This is a genomic window from Polynucleobacter sp. IMCC30063 (genome assembly GCF_021395235.1).
In the GTDB taxonomy this organism is placed as follows: domain Bacteria; phylum Pseudomonadota; class Gammaproteobacteria; order Burkholderiales; family Burkholderiaceae; genus Polynucleobacter.
In genome coordinates, this window is sequence record NZ_JAJVCQ010000004.1 from 263343 (window position 1) to 284497 (window position 21155).

General features: G+C 46.6%; 18 protein-coding genes. 12 read left to right on the top strand and 6 right to left on the bottom strand.

Translation table 11 applies throughout. From position 1 onward, the window contains the following. The first annotated feature begins 157 nt into the window (after positions 1 to 157). Genes LZG75_RS09555 through LZG75_RS09565 form a run of 3 tightly spaced genes read left to right on the top strand, consistent with a single transcriptional unit; the run spans position 158 to position 3719 of the window. On the top strand, positions 158 to 1852 hold the full coding sequence (locus LZG75_RS09555) for a glycosyltransferase family 39 protein (protein WP_233924284.1): 1695 nt from the start codon (positions 158 to 160) through the stop codon (positions 1850 to 1852). Beyond that, a complete protein-coding gene (locus tag LZG75_RS09560) occupies positions 1849 to 3066 on the top strand; it encodes an exo-alpha-sialidase (RefSeq protein WP_233924285.1) in 1218 nt (405 codons plus the stop codon). Before LZG75_RS09555 ends, LZG75_RS09560 begins: the two co-directional genes overlap by 4 nt. Then, a complete protein-coding gene (locus LZG75_RS09565) occupies positions 3063 to 3719 on the top strand; it encodes a hypothetical protein (protein WP_233937331.1) in 657 nt (218 codons plus the stop codon). The genes LZG75_RS09560 and LZG75_RS09565 overlap by 4 nt, the downstream gene beginning before the upstream one ends. Here LZG75_RS09565 and LZG75_RS09570 read toward each other — a convergent pair. From LZG75_RS09570 to fabI, 6 genes are all read right to left on the bottom strand, one after another. Then, on the bottom strand, positions 3716 to 4732 hold the full coding sequence (locus LZG75_RS09570; protein ID WP_233937332.1) for a tripartite tricarboxylate transporter substrate-binding protein: 1017 nt from the start codon (positions 4730 to 4732) through the stop codon (positions 3716 to 3718). The two genes, LZG75_RS09565 and LZG75_RS09570, sit on opposite strands and share 4 nt — an antisense overlap. Before the next feature lie 94 nt (positions 4733 to 4826). Beyond that, positions 4827 to 5666 carry a CoA ester lyase gene (locus LZG75_RS09575; protein ID WP_233937333.1) on the bottom strand — a complete coding sequence of 280 codons (840 nt, stop codon included), beginning with the start codon at positions 5664 to 5666 and terminating at the stop codon, positions 4827 to 4829. Next, a complete protein-coding gene (locus tag LZG75_RS09580; RefSeq protein ID WP_233937334.1) occupies positions 5653 to 7050 on the bottom strand; it encodes an MmgE/PrpD family protein in 1398 nt (465 codons plus the stop codon). The genes LZG75_RS09575 and LZG75_RS09580 overlap by 14 nt, the downstream gene beginning before the upstream one ends. Positions 7051 to 7068: 18 nt before the next feature. Beyond that, complete coding sequence (locus tag LZG75_RS09585; protein WP_233937335.1) at positions 7069 to 7962, bottom strand: MaoC family dehydratase N-terminal domain-containing protein; 894 nt, start codon at positions 7960 to 7962, stop codon at positions 7069 to 7071. Between the two features lie 11 nt (positions 7963 to 7973). Then, a complete protein-coding gene (chrA, locus tag LZG75_RS09590) occupies positions 7974 to 9296 on the bottom strand; it encodes a chromate efflux transporter (protein WP_233937336.1) in 1323 nt (440 codons plus the stop codon). Beyond that, complete coding sequence (gene fabI / locus LZG75_RS09595; protein ID WP_233924292.1) at positions 9293 to 10078, bottom strand: enoyl-ACP reductase FabI; 786 nt, start codon at positions 10076 to 10078, stop codon at positions 9293 to 9295. The genes chrA and fabI overlap by 4 nt, the downstream gene beginning before the upstream one ends. A gap of 48 nt (positions 10079 to 10126) precedes the next feature. Between fabI and LZG75_RS09600 the strand changes: the two genes are divergently transcribed. The 9 genes from LZG75_RS09600 to nusA all read left to right on the top strand — a co-directional run bounded on the left by LZG75_RS09600 (position 10127) and on the right by nusA (position 21144). Further along, positions 10127 to 11998 (top strand): extracellular solute-binding protein, encoded by a 1872-nt coding sequence (locus LZG75_RS09600; RefSeq protein WP_233924293.1) that lies wholly within the window; start codon positions 10127 to 10129, stop codon positions 11996 to 11998. Between the two features lie 11 nt (positions 11999 to 12009). Then, positions 12010 to 13071, top strand: a complete 1062-nt coding sequence (locus tag LZG75_RS09605; RefSeq protein WP_233924383.1) for a microcin C ABC transporter permease YejB — start codon at positions 12010 to 12012, stop codon at positions 13069 to 13071. After that, entirely contained in the window at positions 13068 to 14099 is a 1032-nt protein-coding gene (locus LZG75_RS09610) for an ABC transporter permease (protein WP_233937338.1), read from the top strand. The genes LZG75_RS09605 and LZG75_RS09610 overlap by 4 nt, the downstream gene beginning before the upstream one ends. After that, on the top strand, positions 14092 to 15762 hold the full coding sequence (locus LZG75_RS09615; protein WP_233937341.1) for a dipeptide ABC transporter ATP-binding protein: 1671 nt from the start codon (positions 14092 to 14094) through the stop codon (positions 15760 to 15762). The genes LZG75_RS09610 and LZG75_RS09615 overlap by 8 nt, the downstream gene beginning before the upstream one ends. Before the next feature lie 38 nt (positions 15763 to 15800). Continuing rightward, positions 15801 to 16511, top strand: coding sequence for a C40 family peptidase (locus LZG75_RS09620; protein ID WP_233937343.1), 711 nt, complete (start codon positions 15801 to 15803; stop codon positions 16509 to 16511). 156 nt (positions 16512 to 16667) lie between these two features. Next, positions 16668 to 17282, top strand: a complete 615-nt coding sequence (gene scpB / locus LZG75_RS09625) for an SMC-Scp complex subunit ScpB (protein WP_370634814.1) — start codon at positions 16668 to 16670, stop codon at positions 17280 to 17282. Next, entirely contained in the window at positions 17275 to 19032 is a 1758-nt protein-coding gene (locus LZG75_RS09630) for a pseudouridine synthase (RefSeq protein WP_233937346.1), read from the top strand. Before scpB ends, LZG75_RS09630 begins: the two co-directional genes overlap by 8 nt. Positions 19033 to 19177: 145 nt before the next feature. Beyond that, positions 19178 to 19669, top strand: coding sequence for a ribosome maturation factor RimP (gene rimP, locus LZG75_RS09635; protein WP_233924298.1), 492 nt, complete (start codon positions 19178 to 19180; stop codon positions 19667 to 19669). Beyond that, complete coding sequence (gene nusA, locus LZG75_RS09640) at positions 19666 to 21144, top strand: transcription termination factor NusA (protein ID WP_233924299.1); 1479 nt, start codon at positions 19666 to 19668, stop codon at positions 21142 to 21144. The genes rimP and nusA overlap by 4 nt, the downstream gene beginning before the upstream one ends. Positions 21145 to 21155: the final 11 nt, after the last annotated feature.

Below are 21155 nucleotides of genomic sequence, written 5' to 3' on the forward strand. Positions count from 1 at the left end.
GATGATGCTAAACGATTCGGCCAAAAACTGCTAATAGAACGCAGTTTCCCCTTAATTGAGTCCTATTCGTTGTTATTTGGACTCTTACTAGGGGTATTTTGCGGGTATGACAACCGCTTAAAAAGAGGCACAAGCGATAACTAGATAAACTAGGGGGATGCGGGGACAAATATCGATTCGAGTAGCTTGGCTGATACTGGCTCTGGCTATTTTCACCTACCTTTTTGGCTTAGATAGTCGCTTTGCCCCCAAAAATGGTGACGAATATGTGTATATGCATATTACGCGTATGACTGCAGAAGCGCAGACCTGGTTGCCACTGCAATCGGCCCTAGAGGGGATGCAAAATACTAAGCCCCCCTTATTATTTTGGCAAGGCATCGCCACAGCGGGCTGGGGTAATCATTGGTCTTTATGGAATTTGCGCTGGCCGAGTGTCTTATATACTGGCCTTACCGCATTTTTTCTATTCCTAGCGGTGCGGCGCTTTACCCGCGACTGGCGTACTGGCTGTTTGGCAGCCTTCATTTGGCTCAGTTTTTTTGCGAGCTATCGATATGGGCGCCCCTTTCTCACCGATCCACCCGAAGTCTTTTGGCTTACCTTACCGTTCTTTGCTTTGTTGTATTGGGGTCGCGCAGCGTTTGAATCAAAATGGCTTTTTCCATTTTGCGCAGCGGGGTGTTTTGGCATTGCTTTTCTTTATAAGTCATTTGCCTATGTTGTACCGGTATGCCTTGCTATAAGCCTTTGGTATTGGCGTTTTCGACATCGTTCTATTACTCAAGTCATGCGTAGCGATGGCTTAAAGATCATCGGCATTGGCATTCTAGCGCTAGCAATTTTTTCTTTATGGTTTGTAATTGATCCAGAGCCGGCAGCAGTTTGGCGTGAATTCGTGGTCGGCGAAAATGCGGGTAAATTTGAGATACGTAATTTTGCCTATCTACAGGATTTGCTATGGGGTGGAGATAGCCTATGGATGCTACTAGTGGCTTTCCTCGCGAACACGGGTTTATTTATTTTTGTTTTGCTTTCTACCTTGGCGCAAAGTTGGCGCGAGCGCCATCGTAGCAGCATGGAAGAAGTGCTCCTCTGGTTACTCATCCTTACTTTCCTCTTAATTTTTAGTTTGCCAAGTCAACGCTCCGGTCGATATTTATTGCCGGTCATGCCAGCTGTTGCTGCCCTCATTGCTATACATTGGAATCGTTTGCCGCTCTGGGGATTTCAACTTGCCTTACTGCTTGAGCTCTTGATAGTGCTGGCATTCGTTTGGTTTGGGTGGAATTTATCATGGCCGTTTGCTTTTTGGCATTGGGTTCTATTGGCTGCCGCGTTAGGCACTGTGTTAATCGGGCTCTGGCGCCGGGAGGCAACTAAACTAAGCGCTTTAGTGAGCAGTTTTATTGCTTGCACCTTGCTAGCTAGCAGCCTTGGGCCATTAGAGTCGCAATTAGGGCGTTATAGTCCGACAACAATTGCAGCAATCGAGAATCAAGATGTATGGGTACCGTGTGATTATCGGGCTAAAGATGAAGAATATCGCTTGCTTATGCCTGGCGCTCGAATTCATGGCTATCAACAAGATGCAGCCCACAATATAGCTAAGCTCAGCAGCCAATATCCTTTATTTGCCGTGCATTCATCACCTGCAGAACAATTGGTTTTGTGCGAGGGTTGTAAAATTATTGGACAGCGTAGTGAAATGCGCGCACGGCAAAGCGAGGATGAAATTTTGGCGATTCTGTTAGGTCAAATTAACCAAAATTTATTTTTGAACGAATACCTGATTGCCGCACCTGCTGTTGATTTATCAACTAGCCTGCGACTAAAGGAAGCTTGTCGATGAAGCGAATTTTTAGTTTAACGGCTTTATTGCTTGCTGCTGCTTATGCCATTTTTTATCTGAATGGCTTACCAGTTTGGTCTGAGTTTAGGCCACCCTTGTTTGATGTTGGGGCAGCAGTCAGAGAAAAAACGCCTAGTAATGTAGCTGCGAATCTAATGTGGAACGCGTTTGATCCTCAGCAGACTGGTGCTTGGGTTGCTAGCTCAATGGCAGCCTCTGTGCACGCAGCATCTTTAATTCCATTAAGTGATGGTAATTTAAGGGCATTTTGGTTTGCTGGAAGCCGTGAGGGGGCGGCTGATGTAGTGATTCTTTCTTCGATGCTCAATACCAAAACGGGTCATTGGAGTGAGCCAACCGTAGTAATGGATCGCGTTACTGCCGAAAAAGGGCTATCGCGTTATATCGCTAAATTGGGTAACCCAGTTCCAGCATGGGATACCGATGGACGCTTACGACTATTTTTTGTCACAGTATCTGTGGGTGGTTGGGCTGGTAGTTCAATTAGCACGATCGTATCTAATGATGAAGGTATTAATTGGGAGCGGCCAAACCGCTTAATTACTTCGCCTTTCTTAAACCTCAGTTCTTTAGTGAAATCATCTGCCATCCGTTTTGCTGATGGTCGTTTAGGCTTACCTTCTTATCATGAATTGCTGGGTAAGTTTGGTGAGTTCCTGCGTCTTGATGCGCACCGAGTCATTGATAAGCGTCGTATGAGCTCGGGAAGAACAAGCCTACAGCCGCTTGTTTTTATTGAGTCGACCGAACAAGCTACAGCTTTTTTTCGACAAGCGCGTAGCATTGGGCCAGCCCAAATTCCAATTAGTATGACCCATTCCGCTGGTTATTGGTGGGAGCAGGCTAGTGACCTGCTGTTGCCTAATCCCAATTCTGCGATTGCCGGAGTGCAATTACCCGATGGCACTAGATTATTGGTATTAAATGATTTGGCAGTGGGTCGGCATCGCTTAGTCTTATTGATGGCGACTCCGCAAGAGACTCGATATTCTTCTTGGCGCTTAATTTCTGTGCTTGAAGACGATAGCAAATTACCTGAAGCCGAACGCCGCGAATTTTCCTATCCATTTTTAACTGTGACCAGCAATGGCGATGCGCATTTGGTTTACACCTGGGATAGAAAAAAAATTCGTCACTTACAGCTGCCTGCAGAGTGGCTTAAAAATCGGCGGAGTGACCTCAGCCCATCATGAGCACACTTATCAATACCATTACCGCATTGTCAGGACAGCAATTACTCGCTTTGTTAGAAATGGCCATCACTTGTTCAATCATTTTACTTTGGTTTAGTGAGTTGATTTTTGCGCAAAGTTTCTCATTACTCATGCGTAGCTTATTGCTTTGTGGCTTAACCGGGACTTTATTTTTGCCCAGCGAGTATTGGAATTATTTAGGCGCTCCCCTCGAGTTACCTTTAGTTGCATATGTACGGGGTATGGTTGGTGATTTGAGTGTGCTTACACTCTTTTTATTATGGGCTAGTTTTTTCTTGCGCGAGAAATTATTGCTACCGCTGCAGTTCAAATTAGGCTTAGTTTTTATCGCACTGGTTTTTTATCCACTCGCCCTAGGTTTAAGTATGTTTGACCCGTATGCATGGGGATATGGGTCGTGGATTTTTTTGCTGGCTGTGCTACTAGTAGCCTTAATTGTTTGGTGGGCGCGTAGCTATGGCTTGGTATTGGCAATCGCACTGGCTTTAGCAGCGTGGGCATTTCAATGGCATGAGTCGAGCAATTTATGGGACTACTTAATCGACCCCTTTTTGTGCCTTTGGGCTTTATTGAGTTTGGCAATTAACTACTACCGGCCAAACCCAATAAAGGGATTTACAGATGAAGCTTAATCAGGAATATTGGCTTTCCGAATCAGTGGGCCCCAGCGATTGATCTCTTTCTCAAGGTGATCTTTTAGGCCCTGCTCAGATACTTTTGCCATTGGCACAATATCGATACTCGATTCATCCATGCGCGCTTTAATGGTGGGGTCACTTAAAGCCGCCTTCAAAGCCGTATTGAGTTTTTTTAGTACGGGCGCAGGCGTGCCCTTAGGTGCATAGATACCGTGCCACACTTTGACATCAAAGCCTTTTAATCCTGACTCATCTAAAGTAGGGATATTGGGTATGCTGGGTAACCGTTTTGGTGTGGTGACCCCATAGGTTTTGACTTTATCGGATTTAATAAACGGTAAGGTTTGGGTAGTTTGATCACATAATAAATCCACTTGCCCTCCCAAAAGATCGTTGAATGCGGGGCCAGTACCTTTATAAGGAATGGTTGTGAGTTTTACACCAATTGCATCCATAAAGACTAAGCCACATAATTGTGAAACTGCTCCTGGGCCAGCATTAGCCATGGTGACTTTTTTCTCATTCTTTTTCAAATAAGCAATGAGTTCTTTGAGATTATTAGGAGGGAAATCTTTACGTGCTAATAGCACCATGGGTACATCGACTACTTGACCGATGTATTCGAAATCTTTCATTGGGTCATACGCTAATTTATCATTTAGAGCAGGCGCAGTAGCCATGCCGATGTGATAAATAAATAAGGTATAGCCATCCGGTTTAGCTTTGGCGACTTTATTAGCAGCAACCGTACCGCCAGCCCCCAAGACATTTTCAACGATGATGGTTTCGCCCAGTGACTTACCCATTGGCACTGCAATTAGGCGCGCCACAATATCCGTTGGCCCACCTGCCGCAAAGGGGACGATTAAGCTAATGGGCCGAGTAGGAAATTTTTCATCGGCTTTGCTTTGGGCGTAGGCCAAGCTTAGGCATGATAGGGCGCTAATACCTAAAAGTAGAGAAAAGACTGGTATCGCAAAATGGTGGCGCATTTTTAGTAATTTCATTGGGGAAGTCTCCGATAGATAGCTCTTTTATTCTGCCACTAGCAATGATTTGAAAAGATAGGTGTTTACCAGCAATTTAGCGCCAAAATAAGGGCTATTTGGCTTGATTGAGGGTTCTTTGCGCCAATATTACGACTGGCCGATCGATCATGCGCCCATCCAATTTGACAGCTCCTCCGTGGGATTCATAGTCCGCTTTTATAACCCGTTTAGCCCACTCAATTTCGGCACTACTAGGGTCAAAGGCTTGGCGTACTAAGCCAATTTGTTTAGGGTGAATACATAATTTACCGCCAAAGCCCATGCGTTTAGCCCGGGCAGCGTCAGCGCTAATCCTGTTTTCATCGGTCGTGCTAGTTGTTACGCCATCAATTGGGGGTGCAATTTCGGCCACCCGTGATTGAAAGACTAATTGGAAACGGGCAGTGAGTAGTTCACTTTCTTGCTCATCACACACCATTCCTAAATCAGCTTGTAAATCTAAATTACCCAAAGCTAAACGTAAAACTTGTTGGGCATTGGCAATTTCTTTGAGTCGATCAAGGCCGAGCGCAGTTTCTATCATTGGAATAATGGCAGTGTTGGGTAAAATTTGCGCAACACCATTAATTTGGTCGAGCGATTCACTTTTTGGAATTAGTAAACAGGGCGCATAGATTTCCTGTGCCAGGGATAAATCGGCACCATAATATTTTGTTCCTGGGGCATTAATACGGATGACCAGCTGTTTTTTTTGAGCCGTGCTAAACGTGCCCCAAGCTTCCCGTAATTGGGTTCGCGCAGTTTCTTTATCATTTGGACCAACTGCATCTTCGAGATCAATAATGACGCCACTAGCCCCGCTATTAAGGGCTTTAAGAAAGCGATCAGACCTAGTACCTGGGACAAACAAAAAGTTGGTACAAAAGGCGAGCGAAGTTTCAAGAGGGCTCATGATCACGGGGCTTTAATAAAAAACCTATTTTATGACAACTACGAATGTGCCAAAGGGCTTCGATCGCTGCAGTCATTTCATCTGCACTTGCCCCGCCACTAAATTGTGCTAAGCGCATGGCTTTTGCGGTTATTTCGGGGCGACTAAGGGTATTGCCAGGATCGCCTTTGGGTTCATCGACGCGCCCCTCAAGGCATCGACCATCGGTCAAAAAGACTTTGACTTTGCCAATCCAACGTTGGGGGTAAGCTTGATCAACCTCGTCATCTAAAATCATGGTTACACGATCACGTAAATTACAAATGGCCTCATCGTGATAGTGGGTGGCAAATTCAGATAAGCCTAAAAATTGATAGTAAGCCGCTAAAGCTAAGACTGTGCCCATTGAAAATTTGGATTGGTGGACTGAGCTTGGATCAATTACAAGTCCGAGAACATCAATGGCACCTTGATGCACCAATGCTTCAATGCGCTGAATATCACTCGCTTGCAGTTGATACCTCTGCATGACCTGAAGAAGGGCATCAGCCGCAGGGTGCGTATGGCGACACGAGGCATGATATTTAAAGCTGGTCTCTGCTAAGGCCCACCGTTGTCCGAGGCCATCTAATAATTTTTTGGGATCGGCATCGCTCGACATGCCTGCCGCCAAACCTTGCGGCCCTTCCAAAATATGTTGCGCTCCAGTAAAGCCGGCTTGGGCTAGATAGGCAGACATGAGGCCTGCCGCTGCGGCATGCGCGGTATGTAATTGTTTTGAATCTGCAGCATCGCGTAAAAATTCCCATAAACCAGCCGATTGGGTTCCTGCAGAGCCAAAGGCATGCAGCATTTGCGCAGTAGAGAGATTGAGTAAGCGACCTACTGTTGCTGCCGCGGCGAGGGTGCCAGCAGTGCCCGTAGTGTGAAAGACTTTATAGTGCGATCGACCTAAAAATTCTCCCACCCGAATGCCGACTTCATAACCTGCTACTGCCGCCACTAACAATTCTTCGCCTGACCGACCTAAGGCCTGAGCACAGGCTAGCGCTGCCGGAAAGACTATGGTGGCGGGATGAAAAACTGAGCCGTTATGCACATCATCTTGCTCGGCCACATGTGAAGCCGCAGCATTAGCCATGGCTGCTAAGTAGGGACTAGAGGGTTGACGCGTCAAGAGTATTTCTGCAGTACCTGCAAGATTAGTTTGGGAATGACTGAAATGGGGCCCCATTTGTTGGGAAAATTGCGCGATGATTTCTACTGGCTTAGCACCTTTTCCGGCGATTACTGAACCAAACCAATCAACCAATAAATCCTCGGCGCGATTCATGACGCTGGCAGGAATTGCTTGAGCAGATAAGTTTGCCGCGAAGTGGGCTAATTCAGCTGAGTAATTTTTCATGGTTGAAAGGGGAGATATTTAATTTAAAACTGCAGTAGCTTGCATGGTGAGCCAGCCTTCATGATCTTGTGCCCACACCTGAATGGTTTTACCACTAGGATCGCTAGTGATATCTGGAACCGCACAAACGGTAAATGGGTTAAGGTCAAAGCTAGGTCGGATGGCACGAAACTCAAAATGCTTGAGGGTGCAATTTGAAATACTTTGCCGCACTAAATCAACTAGTAAAGTTGCAATTAAGGGTCCATGCACGATTAAGCCAGGGTAGCCCTCAACCTCAGTGACATAGCGTCGATCGTAATGAATTCGATGGCCATTAAAAGTAAGGGCAGAATAACGAAACAAAAGCACATCGGTCGGGGTAATTGTTTTAGTCCAGCGCGCATTTTGGGGTGCGGGGGTAGGAGCGATCGGTTTTTCGTTAGCGCTAGGCGAATCGCGGTAAACAATATCATGCTCTTCGATTAAAGCTAAACCCGCTTGATTTGAAATGGTATGGCGTACCAAGACAAATATAAGATCGCCGCTGCGGCCTGCTTTATGCGTTACTGATTCAATAGTTGATACCTTTTCAATTTGATCGCCGACACGTAATGGGTTAAGAGGGTTAGGCCAGTCGAGGCGCCCACCTGCCCACATCCGTCGTGGCAATGGCACGGGCGGTAAAAAACCACCGCGTTGGGGATGACCATCAGGACCAATTTCTGTTTGGCGTGCATGCGGCAAAAAATAAAGCCAATGCCATAGTTCGGGTAACGCTAAAGCTGTAGGCTCAGAGGGATTGACGAGATCGGGGTAATCGAGTGTGGCAGCCAAGCAATTGATTGGCGCTACGGTAACTTGATCATGGACGACTTCAGTTTTGCCAACCCACTCTTGCAGGTGTTTGATGGTATTCGGTTCGATGCGCATACGCTATTGTGCTACGGCAATAGTAAGCTTGCCAGCCCCGCTAGTGCTGCGCAACCCAGAACTGGCATGACCCCTTTTTTATAGCGTAACAGGGCAATGGCTGCGCCAATAAAGATCAGGATACTGAACCAAGAAATCGTACCTGCTAAACCATGGGGAAAGAAGACGTGGTAGGCAAAGAACAGGCCAAGATTGGCAATCACGCCAACGACTGCTGCGGTTATTGCAGTTAGGGGCGCTGTAAAACTCAGCTTGCCATGTGTCGATTCGATGAGCGGTGCGCCAAGCAAAATAAATAAGAAAGATGGTAAAAAAGTAAACCAAGTAACGACAGTCGCAGCAAAGGCACCAGCCCAAAAGGCATTCATACTGCCAAAAAGATGTTGGGCGTAGCCCGCTAAAAAACCAACGAAGGCCACAATCATAATCAAAGGTCCAGGCGTGGTTTCACCTAAAGCAAGTCCGTCAATCATTTGCCCTGCAGTAAGCCAATGGTATTGATCAACCGCGCCCTGATAAACATAGGGTAGTACAGCATAAGCGCCGCCAAAAGTGAGAAGGGCAGCTTTGGTAAAAAACCAAGCCAGTTGCGGGTAAAGTGATTTCCAATCAAAGAGTGCAATGAGTAAGGCTATCGGGGCAATCCATAGACCAAGACCAACAACTGAGTGCATGATGAATTTTTTTAAATGGAAACGGGCATGTTCGGGTATTGGCGTGTCATCATCAATTAGGGCCGGTACATTTGTCCCGTCAGATTTTTTGCCATGGGAACTTCCTGTGATGGCAAACACAGTGGGATAACGCTTGCCTCCCCACATGCCGATTAGCGCAGCCAAAATAATAATTATTGGAAACGCTAAATTGAAAATAAAGATGGCGATGAAGGAGGCTGCTGCAATGTACCAAAGCGCTTGATGTTTAAGCGCTCGTGAGCCAATGCGCTGAACTGCCTGAATGACTATTGCAGTAACGGCGGGTTTGATGCCAAAAAAAATCGCCGCAATAATCGGTACTTGCCCAAAGCGGATGTAAACCCACGAAAGCGCAATTAAAATAAATAAGGATGGCAGCACGAATAAACTACCCGCTAAAATTCCACCAAGATTGCGATGCATTAACCAGCCAATATAAGTTACTAGTTGCTGGGCTTCGGGCCCCGGTAAAACCATACAGTAATTTAGCGCATGCAAAAAACGGCGCTCTGATATCCAGTGGCGTTTTTCAACGACTTCTTGATGCAAGATAGCGATTTGCCCAGTGGGGCCGCCAAAACTAATAAAACCGAGCTTAAGCCAAAAACTGAGCGCCTCGCGCAGTGCGACTGGCTTCAAACTGATCCTGAATCGATTGCGGTGTGACTAAAACCACAATCGACATAAATAATTTCGCCAGTGATACCGCTCGATAAATTCGACAGTAAAAAGGCTGCCGTATTGCCAACATCATCGATAGTGACATTGCGGCGTAAGGGGGCCGAGCTAGCAACGATATTGAGAAGCTTACTAAAGTCTTTGATACCAGAAGCAGCAAGTGTTTTAATTGGACCAGCTGAAATTCCGTTGGTGCGAATACCTTTGGGTCCTAAGCAACTTGCCAAATAACGTACCGACGATTCTAAGGAGGCTTTCGCCAGCCCCATTAAGTTGTAATTCGGAATCGCGCGCAAAGCGCCTAAATAAGTCAGGGTTAGTAAAGAGGCATCAGCGCTAAGCCAAGGCATGGCCTCTTTAGCTAAAGCTGGGAAGCTGTAGGCCGAGATGTCATGGGCAATACGAAAATTTTCACGGGTAAAGCCGTCTAAAAATTCGCCCGCGATTGCATCGCGTGGGGCAAAGCCAATCGCATGAACTAGCCCATCGAATTGGGGCCAATGTTTGCCTAAATCCACAAACAAGGCTTTTATTTGATCATCGCTACTAACATCGCAGTCAAATATGAGGCTAGTTTCGAATTCTTTAGCAAATTCAACGGCTCGATCTTTGAAGCGCTCGCCGACATAAGTGAAGGCGAGTTCAGCCCCTTCACGCCTGCAGGCAGTGGCGATGCCATAGGCTATGGAGCGGTTTGACAATAGTCCGGTAATGAGAATTTTTTTGCCAGCGAGAAAGCCCATCTTAGATCCTTTGCATCAAATGTGGTTTGCTATCTACAATTGTTGCATATGCTTCGTCTTAAACCCCCAATTCGCACCCTAGCGAGCTATCTGACAGTTAGCTTCGCTTTATTACTACCGGTGCCCCAAGCCTTAGCCAGTGAGGGAATAGCCCAATACGGTAACCCTAAGTATGCCACTGGGTTTCCCCACTTTGATTATGTCAACCCCCTAGCGCCACGGGGTGGCACCTTAACTTTGCCCAATCCGGACCGGCGCACGAGTTTTGATAAGTTCAATCCTTTTACGCTGCGTGGGGTTACCGCTCCAGGCGTAGCGCAACTGATGTTTGAATCGCTGACAGTAGGCAGTGCCGACGAAGTATCTAGCGCTTATGGCCTCATTGCCGAAGATATTGCGGTGGCCAAAGACAAAATGTCAGTTACTTTCCGAATTCGGCCGCAAGCGAGTTTTTCAGATGGTAGCCCTATTTTGGCGGCTGATGTGAAACATAGCTACGACACTTTAATGAGCAAGCTAGCTAACCCCCAATTTCGCACCGTCTATGCCGATGTAAAACAAGCAGTCGTGATTTCGGAGCGCGAGATTCGGTTTGATTTTAAAAATCGCAATACCGAGTTACCGGTTATGGTTGGCTCCCTACCTATTTTTTCACGCTTCTGGGGCAAGCGACCTGATGGCTCGATAACTGCTTTTGATAAGTTAGCGTTTGAAATCCCCTTGGGAAGCGGACCCTATTTAATTGAGTCATATAAAGCGGGTAAGACCATGATCTTTAAACGTAACCCCCGCTACTGGGCTGATCAACCCAACTTCAAGGTCAATGTCCGGATCGGTTTCTTTAATTTCGACCGCGTGGTCTATAAGTTGTATAGCGATGATGCCGTCCGATTAGAAGCATTTAAAGCTGGAGAGTTTGATGCATTAGTCGAGTATCGCGCCAAGAATTGGGCGAAAAGTTTTGTCGGGCCGAAGTTTAATGATGGCACTTTATTGAAAAAAGATTTTCCGAATTTTAATGGCGCTGGCATGCAAGGCTTCGCGATGAATTTGCGGCGACCTCTATTTCAAGATGCACGAGTACGCCAAGCCTTAGGCTACGCCTTAGATTTTGAATGGCTTAATCGACAGCTTTTTTATAATCAATATAGTCGTATTAATAGTTACTTTACCAATAGTGATTTGAGTGCCAATTTTGCTGGCGAAACGGTTCCCACTGCTGCTGAAATGAAATTATTGCTACCCTTGCAGGCGCGCTATCCCCAGTGGGTTCCCCCTGCAGTTTTTGGTGCGATGCCTGCGGCTCCGTCAACTGCTCCGCCAAGCAGTTTGCGACAAAACTTACGTAGCGCTCGTGATTTGTTAGCCCAAGCGGGCTGGACTTATCGGGATGGGGCCTTACGTAATGCCAAAGGCGAACAGTTTCGCTTTGAGATGGTTGAAGATGGCCCCTTCTTTTTGCGTGTCATCTCAGCTTATGTGCGCAATTTAGAGAAGCTCGGCATTAAAGTTGAAATTCGCACTAGCGACTTTGCTTTGCATCAAAAGCGTATGGATGAGTATGATTTTGATATGACCACCATTCGTTTTCCTGATTCGCAAAGCCCTGGTAATGAGTTATGGGATCGTTTTGGTAGTAATGCGGCCAAAGAAAAGGGTTCTGATAACGTCATCGGGGTGCAATCACCAGTAGTCGATGCACTCATTGACGCAATTGTAAAAGCCGAAACTCGTGAGCAACTGACCACGGCTAGTCGTGCTCTCGATCGCGTCTTGTGGAATAGTTATTACGTCATTCCGCAGTGGTACAACCCCACGCATCGGATCGCCTATCGTAAAGAGATGCGCTTTCCCAAGCCGCCTTTGTACTACATGGCTGAGGGCTGGATTTTATCGAACTGGTGGCGAGAGGAAAAATAATGCGCGGACAAATCTGGGCCTATATTCTGAAGCGCTTACTGTTAATGATCCCCACAATTTTGGGGGTCTTGACCCTCACCTTTGTAGTTGTACAGTTTGTGCCTGGTGGTCCTGTTGAGCAATTAATGATGGAGTTAAAAGGGAAGGGCGACGCAGCGGTGAGCGCTGAGTCATCCGGCGGTGGCAGTAATTATCGGGGACGTCAAGGTTTAGATGCTGAACGTTTAGCGGAAGTAAAAGCCTTGTATGGCTTTGATAAGCCGCCTCTAGAGCGTTACTTCACCATGCTAAAACGCTTTATCCAATTTGATTTGGGTGAAAGTTATTACCAACACCAACGGGTCTGGGATTTAATTGTGACGAAGCTACCGGTTTCAATCAGTATTGGCTTATGGACTTTTTTTATTACCTATTTAGTCTCGATCCCCCTAGGTATTGCGAAGGCAGTGCGTGAGGGCTCGCGTTTTGATGCGGTGACTAGCTTACTGATTTTGGTGGGCTATGCCATTCCAGGATTTGTTTTGGGGGTTTTACTCTTAGTCTTGTTTGGTGGGGGCAGTTTTTTACAAATATTTCCTTTGCGAGGACTTACTTCTGACAATTGGAATGATTTAAATCTTCTCAGTAAAATTCTAGATTATTTATGGCATTTAGTCTTACCCATTACGGCCATGGTCTTAGGCAGTTTTGCGGTCATTACCATGCTGACCAAAAATTCTTTTTTGGAAGAGATTCGAAAACAATACGTTCTTACGGCAAGGGCTAAAGGCTTAACAGAGCGTCAGGTTTTGTGGAAGCATGTATTTCGCAATGCTTTATTACCATTGGTGACGGGTTTCCCAGCGGCTTTTATTGGCGCTTTTTTTGCTGGCTCATTACTCATCGAAACCTTATTTTCACTTGATGGCTTAGGCTTGTTATCTTATGAATCAGTTATGCGCCGTGACTATCCCGTGGTGTTTGGTACTTTATATCTCTTCACATTAATTGGGCTATTTACCAAGTTGATTTCTGATCTTTGTTATGTATTCATTGATCCGCGTATTCAGTTTGGTGCTGGAGGAGGCTCTTGAATCGCTGGGCGCGCTTTAAAGCCAATCGTATTGGCTATGCCAGCCTATGGATTTTTACGATTCTTTTTGGATTAAGTTTGTGTGCAGAACTCATTGCCAATGACAAACCATTGATTGTTCGCTATCAAGGCCAGTTTTATTTTCCGATTGCCCATAACCCTGCGGAAACAGTGTTTGGTGGCGATTTTGCTACCCCAACTGATTTTTTAGATCCCGATATTCGTCGCAATATCACGACGCATGGGAATTGGGCAATCTATCCACTAATTCCCTATAGCTATGAGACGCTGAATTATTTTTCCCGCGAACCAAATCCTGCAGCCCCCTCGGCTGAAAATTGGCTTGGCACCGATGATCGTGGTCGCGATGTGCTTGCACGTTTAATTTACGGCTTACGTTTATCCATTTTGTTTGGCATTGCTTTAACGGTAGTGGGTGTCTCAGTAGGCATTATCACAGGCTCCTTAATGGGTTTTTTTGGCGGTAAGTTTGACTTAGTGTCGCAACGCCTCATTGAAATTTGGTCGGCAATGCCCGAATTATATTTACTTATCATTTTTGCCTCGATCTTCAATCCGAGTATTTGGTTATTAATTATTTTATTAGCTGCTTTTGGATGGATGGGGATTTCCGATTATGTACGCGCTGAATTTTTTCGTAATCGTGCGCTTGAATATGTACGTGCTGCGCGGGCCCTTGGGCTCACCAATTTACAAATAATGCGGCGTCATATTCTGCCAAATAGTTTGACACCAGTTATTACCTTCCTACCATTTCGCATGAGTGCGGCGATTCTTTCTTTAACCAGCCTAGACTTTTTAGGCTTAGGTGTTCCCCCTGGTACTCCTAGCTTGGGTGAATTACTGTCCCAAGGCAAAGGAAATTTAGATGCCTGGTGGATTTCAATTTCAACTTTTATTGTGCTAGTGGCCCTATTACTTTTACTGACTTTTATGGGCGAGGCTTTACGTGACGCATTTGATTCGCGGAAAAGTGGTTCTTTAGCGGGGTTACCGAGTGGTGTCTGAGTTAGATCGAACCAGTTTGTTGCGCTATGAAAATGTGTCCATTTCTTTTGGTGTTGGGCGCCGTGAAAAATTTGCCCTCCGCGACTTTAATTTATCCATTGGCGTTGGCGAGCGGGTAGCCTTAGTGGGCGAGTCGGGTTCTGGTAAAACCCTTTCTGCTTTAGCACCTTTGCAATTAGAGCCCGAAGGCGCTAAGGTCAGCGGCAAAATTTGGTGGCATGGCGATGCTGGGTTAGATGCCCATGCCAGCCGCGAAGTGAATCTATTAAGTTTGCCAATTGAGCAAATTCGCTCGATTCGGGGGCGCGAAATTGCGATGATTTTTCAAGAGCCAATGACAGCGCTAAATCCGCTATATACCATTGGCAATCAGGTAATAGAAGCGGTATTGATTCATCAACCGCTACTCTCGAAGGCCCAGTGCGTTAGTGCAGCAATCAGCCTCTTGAAAAAAACTGGCATTGCAGAAGCCGAGCGGCGTTTTTACGACTATCCTCATCAGTTATCAGGTGGGCAGCGTCAACGCGCGATGATTGCGATGGCGCTGGCTTGTAAGCCCCGACTTTTAATCGCCGATGAACCGACTACCGCTTTAGATGTGAGCTTGCGATTACAAATTTTAGATTTGTTGAAAGATTTACAAGAAGAAGCCAAGGCGGATGGTGGCATGGCTATTTTATTAATTACCCATGATCTGAATTTAGTGCACCACTTTGCGCATCGGGTTGCCGTACTGAATCAAGGTTGCCTAATGGAAGTAGGACCAACCGAGCAAGTGTTTAAGCATCCAGAGAATGCATATACCGCAGCTTTAGTAAATAGCGAACCTGTACGGGAATTATTACCACTGATGCCATTAGCACCGGTTTTGCTAGAAGCGCATGATTTATCCGTTTCATATCCCAGCTCTGCGCGTAAGGGCTGGTTTGCCAAAGCGCCGCAACATACGGTTTTAAAGCAGGTTGGTCTGACCTTACGGCAAGGTCAAACGATTGGCGTGATTGGCGAATCTGGCTCTGGCAAAACAACTTTAGGAATGGCTATTCTCGGTTTATTAGGTGATTCAAGTGCCGTGACCTCGGGTGAGGTGGATGTGTTGGGGCAAGTGTGGGGCAAGTTAAATGCGCTCCAACGCCGCGCAATGCGCTCAAACTTACAAGTGATTTTTCAAGATCCATTTGGCTCTTTATCTCCCCGCATGACGGTGCTGGAAATAGTAGCCGAGGGTCTTGATGTGCATTTTCCAAAATTAAGTGCGCCTGAGCGTGAGGCCCGGGTGGTAGATATCTTGCGCGAGGTTGGCTTAGATCGTTCAGTATTAAATCGTTATCCCCATGAATTTTCGGGAGGTCAGCGCCAGCGTATCGCTATAGCGCGAGCCTTAATTTTGCGACCTCAAATTTTAGTGTTAGATGAACCCACTTCTGCACTCGATGTGACGATTCAAAAACAAGTTCTGGCCTTGCTCAGCCAACTGCAGCACAAATATAATTTGGCTTATCTCATCATTAGCCATGATTTAGCCGTGATTCGGGCTATGTCGCATGAGATTATGGTTCTAAAAGGGGGCAAGGTTATCGAGCGGGGGGATACTGAAATGGTCATCGCTAACCCGCGCCATGCTTACACGCGCGATCTGTTTAAAGCTGCGGAACTCACTTAATCTTCCCCAGCCCCTTTATTTTTTGATAGAATCGAGTAATGTCACTGAAAAATGAACAGATTACCCTTGCAAATCAAGGGCTTATAAATTGCCTCAAGCCTTTAGCAGGAATAATTTGCTTGGCTTTTGTGTTTTCGACCGCGGTACAGGCTCAATCGCTAGCCGATAACGGTAAAGAAGCGAATAAAGACGCCATTAGCGAGACGACGAAAGACGCGTATAAAGACACTGGCAAGGACAGCAGTAAAAGTCTATTCGCGCGGGTCACAGATAAGCTCGTTGGTTCGGTTACCGGTAACTCGGAAAATCTCATTAATCAGGCGATGGAAATGATTGGTGTGCGCTACCGTTGGGGTAGTGAGTTTGCTCAGTCTGGCTTTGACGCTAGCTCCTTCGTAAGTTATGTTTTTAATGATAAGTTGAGCTTTTTGCTGCCCCGCAAGTCATCCCAAATGAGTCGAGTGGGTAAGCCAGTCTCCCGCGAGGAACTGCAGCCTGGGGACTTGGTATTCTTTAACACCATGCGTTTAACCTTTTCTCACGTTGGCATTTATGTTGGGGATAACAAGTTTTTACATTCGCCCGCCAAAAATGCCAGTGTGCGGGTTGACGATATGCGAGAGGTCTATTGGGATAAGCGTTTTGATGGTGCTCGACGTTTAGATGGCTCCGATTCCTTCAGTGATGAAGAGCGCAATGCCCTGATGAAAGAATTTAAGGCCCTTAAGAAAACCACCCGTAATCTCTAAGCCTCCTTTATACTCACCAATTGGTGAATTTAGAGCACATAGCTACAAGCATCGCATTTTGTGTATGTGGCGCGAAGTAAAAGAAAATCACCCCCAATAAACCTGAACAGATTACCTTTTTAAATGCTTTTCAGGCTACCCTGATGGCAGAATTTTATGGATGCAATTCAAACTAAGCGCATTGTTGAAACTGCGCTCCTCTGTGCTCAAGAGCCCATCACCACGGTTGATTTAACCCGTCTATTTGTCGAAGAGGTGAGTGCCAAAGAGTTGGAAGTTATTTTGCTCGAACTGCAAGGAGAGTGGCAAGAGAGTGGTATGGAATTAGTCCGCATTGCTACCGGCTGGCGCTTTCAAAGCCGCTTATCGATGCGCGAATACCTCGATCGCCTCACGCCGGAGAAGCCCCCTAAATATTCACGGGCAGTCATGGAGACGTTGGCGATTATTGCGTACCGTCAACCCGTCACGCGTGGTGAGATTGAAGAAATTCGTGGTGTTACCGTCAGTACCAATGTGATGAAACAGTTAGAAGACCGCTCTTGGGTTGAGGTCATTGGCCATAAAGAGACGATCGGTCGCCCTGGCTTGTACGCGACGACCAAACAATTTTTAAATGATCTTGGTTTAAGCAATTTACAAAGCTTGCCGATGCTAGAAGACGCTAATCCATCTATGGAGCCTTTGGCGCAAGCGGTAATTGAGTTTGAAACGAAGTTAAGCGTTACCGATGTGATTGAAACCAACCCAATAGACCGCCCCAATGAGTAGTGATAACAACGACGCCGCAGCAGGATCAGCGCCCACCAGTACAGTACCCGCGAATGCAGCGCCCGCTGATTCCACCCCTGCTAGCGCAACTGCAGTAAATAGCGAAGGTGGTGATACGAGTTCAGCAGTTCGTCCTCGACGCCCGAGTAAGCATCCATTTAAATCACGCAATTTTCGTGATAAAGCGAAGCGCGAAGGCGATCGCTCAGGTGGCCACCAGCCTAATCATCAGTCTAACCACAAACCCAATCATGCGGTAGCGAAAGCTGATCCAGCTTTGGCCGCAGAAAGCGCAGCCCTATTTAATGCAGTTGTATCGGGAGAATTTGATGCTGCTCTAGATGCCCCTGAATTGGAAACCGTGGCTACGCCCTTATTAAATGATGAGGATGAATCTGCGATTTCACATCAAGCTAGCGAAATAAAAAGTAATGAGTTAAATATCAGCGATGATTCTGAGGATGAAGACAGCGCAAACAACGATTTAAGTAATCTGCAGTTTTCTAATGTGGATGATTTGCCCTTAAGCATGCGCGATGAAGTCTGGTCAGATCTAGACGGTTTAGATGATGATGCGGATGACGAAGATACGGTTAAATTACATAAAGTTTTAGCTGATGTTGGCATGGGCTCCCGTCGCGAAATGGAAGACTTGATTGTGCAAGGGCGCGTCTCAGTCAATAGTATGCCGGCGCATATTGGCCAGCGGGTGGGCCCTACCGATCAAGTCCGAATTAATGGCAAGCCGGTACATCGCAAAATTCATACCAAACCACCGCGCGTTATTTTGTATCACAAGCCCGCTGGTGAAATTGTGAGTCAATCTGATCCTGAGGGTCGTCCTACTGTTTTTGACCGCTTGCCTAAAGCCCGACAGGGTCGCTGGATTGCGGTTGGGCGCCTAGACTTTAATACTGAAGGCTTATTGCTATTTACCACTTCCGGTGAGCTAGCTAACCGTTTAATGCATCCACGTTATGGGGTTGAGCGAGAATACGCTGTGCGCATTTTGGGCGAACTGAGTAATGAGCAACAAACTGAGCTGAAAAGTGGCATTCAACTTGACGATGGGCAGGCTCGCTTTTTACGCCTTTCTGCTGGTGGAGGCGAGGGCGCTAACCGCTGGTATCACGTGGCCTTAACTGAAGGTAAAAATCGTGAAGTACGCCGGATGTTTGAAGCTACGGGACATACTGTGTCGCGTTTACTTCGCACGCGCTACGGTATTTTTCTCTTGCCACCCCGTTTACGACGGGGCAAATGGGAGGAGGTTCCCCCTGAAGGCGTTACCCAATTAATGAAAGCGGCGGGTTTAAAGGTGCCACAGGGCGGTCAAGACAAAGGTCGTTCTGGGCAAGGTCACCGCCAGGGGGCTGGTCAAGGTTCCCACGGCCGCATTGGCGGCGCAAACTCAGTCGATAGCCCTGATTTTCAGCCTGATCCAATGCAAACCTCAGTTTCTTATTGGGGTTCAAGAGAGGCCTTACAGTTAGCGAGCCAACATCGCGGCTTAACCCATCAAGGTCGTTCGGGTAATGGCGGTAATAGCCATGGAGCCAGTAACGGCAGCAGTAAATACAAAGGGAAAAAGGTGCACCATGGGCATGCCTTTAATCCACCAGGTACTGGGGGAGGAGGCAAACTAGGCGGTGGTTCACCTGGAAATGGCCCTAAAAGAACCGGTCCTAAAGGACGCAAGCCTTTTCATAAAGGCCCCAGAAAGCCACGCACCCCCAGCGAAAGCTTCTGATTTCACTCAGGTTTTCCTAAATCAGCTATAATTTCGCTCTCGTAGTTTGTTTGTAGTAACCAGCCGATGTTGCGATCAACGTAAGCTGGCCTGTTCTGAATTTAAGAATATGGGCTTTGAAGCCCATTTTTTTTTGGGGAATCGCGTGAAAGAACAGCAAGTTATTGCTGCCGAGGTGGAAAATTTAGGCTATACGCTCGTTGATATTGAGCGTGAGGGCCGCGGTTTGCTGCGCATCACGATTGAAAACCCCGATTTTGAACGTTTAGTTTCAGTGCAAGATTGCGAAAAGGTAAGTCATCAATTGACTTACACCCTGCCAGTGGAAAACATTCCGTACGAGCGTTTGGAAGTTTCCTCGCCAGGTCTCGATCGCACAGTAAAAACAGCCGCTGATTTTATGCGGTTTGTGGGTTTTGAAGTCGATTTGAAATTACGGGTAGCGGTTGCGAACCGTAAGCATTTCCAAGGGGTATTGCAAGGTTTGGTGAGTGGTGAATTGAATTCTGCCGATGCCAAATTTGGTTTAATTTTTGCAGCAAGTGATGGTACGCCATCAGAGTTGGTTTTTTCATTGGCCGAGGTAGAAAAAACTCGGTTAGTCCCTGTTATTGATTTCAAAGGAAAAAAATCATGAGTCGAGAAGTTCTCATGTTGGCAGATGCGCTAGCGCGCGAAAAGAATGTGGATCGCGAAATTGTTTTCGAGGCCCTTGAATTAGCGCTAGCATCAGCAACAAAAAAACGGTACGACGAAGGTGTCGATATTCGCGTATCCATTGATCGCGAAAGTGGCGAGTATGAATCTTTTCGTCGTTGGTTAGTTGTGCCCAACGAAGCTGGATTGCAAGAGCCAGATAAAGAAATTCTGCATTTTGAAGCGCAAGAACAAATTCCTGAAATGGAAGTTGGCGACTTCATTGAAGAGCAAATTGAATCGATGGCTTTTGGGCGTATTGGTGCGCAAGCTGCCAAACAAGTTATTTTGCAACGCATTCGTGATGCGGAACGCGAACAAATTTTGAATGATTATCTCGAGCGTGGCGAAAAGGTTATGACGGGCACAGTTAAGCGTGCTGATAAAAATGGTTTGATTGTTGAGTCTGGTCGAGTAGAAGCCTTATTACGTCGCGATCAAATGATTCCAAAAGAAAATTTACGCTCGGGCGACCGAGTTAGAGCCTATATTCTCAAAGTTGACCGTGAGGCACGGGGCCCGCAAATTGAACTCTCACGCACTTGTCCCGAGTTTTTAATAAAATTATTTGAAAACGAAGTTCCTGAAATGGAGCAGGGCTTATTGGAAATTAAAGGCGCTGCTCGTGACCCTGGTATTCGTGCCAAAATTGCGGTCGTAACTTACGACAAACGAATTGACCCAATTGGCACTTGCGTTGGCGTACGTGGTACGCGCGTGACTGCGGTGCGCAACGAGGTTGCTGGTGAGGCGGTAGATATTGTTTTGTGGTCCGAAGACCCGGCCCAATTTGTCATTGGCGCATTAGCACCAGCACAGGTTTCATCTATTGTGGTTGACGAAGAGCGCCATGCCATGGATGTGGTGGTTGACGAAGAGAACCTCGCCATTGCTATTGGCCGTAGCGGCCAAAACGTGCGCTTAGCCAGCGAATTAACAGCTTGGCAAATCAATATCATGACGCCTGAAGAGTCGGCTGAGAAAACCGAGAAAGAGGCAGTTGTCACGCGTCAATTGTTTATCGATAAACTCGACGTCGACCTTGAGGTGGCTGAGATTTTGATCGCAGAAGGCTTTAATACTTTAGAAGAGGTGGCTTATGTTCCCCTCACTGAAATGTTAGAAATCGAAGCCTTTGATGAAGATACGATTAATGAGCTTCGTACCCGTGCGCGCGATTCTTTATTAACCATGGAAATTGCTAAAGAAGAACGCTTGGGCGAAGTATCTCAAGATTTACTGTCGCTCGATGGCGTTACGCCAGAGTTGCTTGCTAAATTAGCTCAAAACAATGTCCACACTCGTGATGATCTCGCTGAGCTGGCGGTAGATGAACTGGTAGAGGCAACCCAGATTGACGAAGAAACTGCGAAAACGCTCATCATGAAAGCGCGCGAACATTGGTTTACTTCATGAGAGGAAGCAGG

Bases quoted from the DNA above. Each gene is read 5' to 3' on its own strand.
- nusA (WP_233924299.1), top strand. From the start codon at position 19,666: ATGAGTCGAGAAGTTCTCATGTTGGCAGATGCGCTAGCGCGCGAAAAG.
- LZG75_RS09585 (WP_233937335.1), bottom strand. From the start codon at position 7,962: ATGCGCATCGAACCGAATACCATCAAACACCTGCAAGAGTGGGTTGGC.
- fabI (WP_233924292.1), bottom strand. From the start codon at position 10,078: ATGGGCTTTCTCGCTGGCAAAAAAATTCTCATTACCGGACTATTGTCA.
- LZG75_RS09630 (WP_233937346.1), top strand. From the start codon at position 17,275: ATGAGTAGTGATAACAACGACGCCGCAGCAGGATCAGCGCCCACCAGT.
- LZG75_RS09600 (WP_233924293.1), top strand. From the start codon at position 10,127: ATGCTTCGTCTTAAACCCCCAATTCGCACCCTAGCGAGCTATCTGACA.
- LZG75_RS09560 (WP_233924285.1), top strand. From the start codon at position 1,849: ATGAAGCGAATTTTTAGTTTAACGGCTTTATTGCTTGCTGCTGCTTAT.
- LZG75_RS09570 (WP_233937332.1), bottom strand. From the start codon at position 4,732: ATGAAATTACTAAAAATGCGCCACCATTTTGCGATACCAGTCTTTTCT.
- scpB (WP_370634814.1), top strand. From the start codon at position 16,668: ATGGATGCAATTCAAACTAAGCGCATTGTTGAAACTGCGCTCCTCTGT.
- LZG75_RS09620 (WP_233937343.1), top strand. From the start codon at position 15,801: ATGTCACTGAAAAATGAACAGATTACCCTTGCAAATCAAGGGCTTATA.
- LZG75_RS09565 (WP_233937331.1), top strand. From the start codon at position 3,063: ATGAGCACACTTATCAATACCATTACCGCATTGTCAGGACAGCAATTA.
- LZG75_RS09580 (WP_233937334.1), bottom strand. From the start codon at position 7,050: ATGAAAAATTACTCAGCTGAATTAGCCCACTTCGCGGCAAACTTATCT.
- LZG75_RS09575 (WP_233937333.1), bottom strand. From the start codon at position 5,666: ATGAGCCCTCTTGAAACTTCGCTCGCCTTTTGTACCAACTTTTTGTTT.
- LZG75_RS09555 (WP_233924284.1), top strand. From the start codon at position 158: ATGCGGGGACAAATATCGATTCGAGTAGCTTGGCTGATACTGGCTCTG.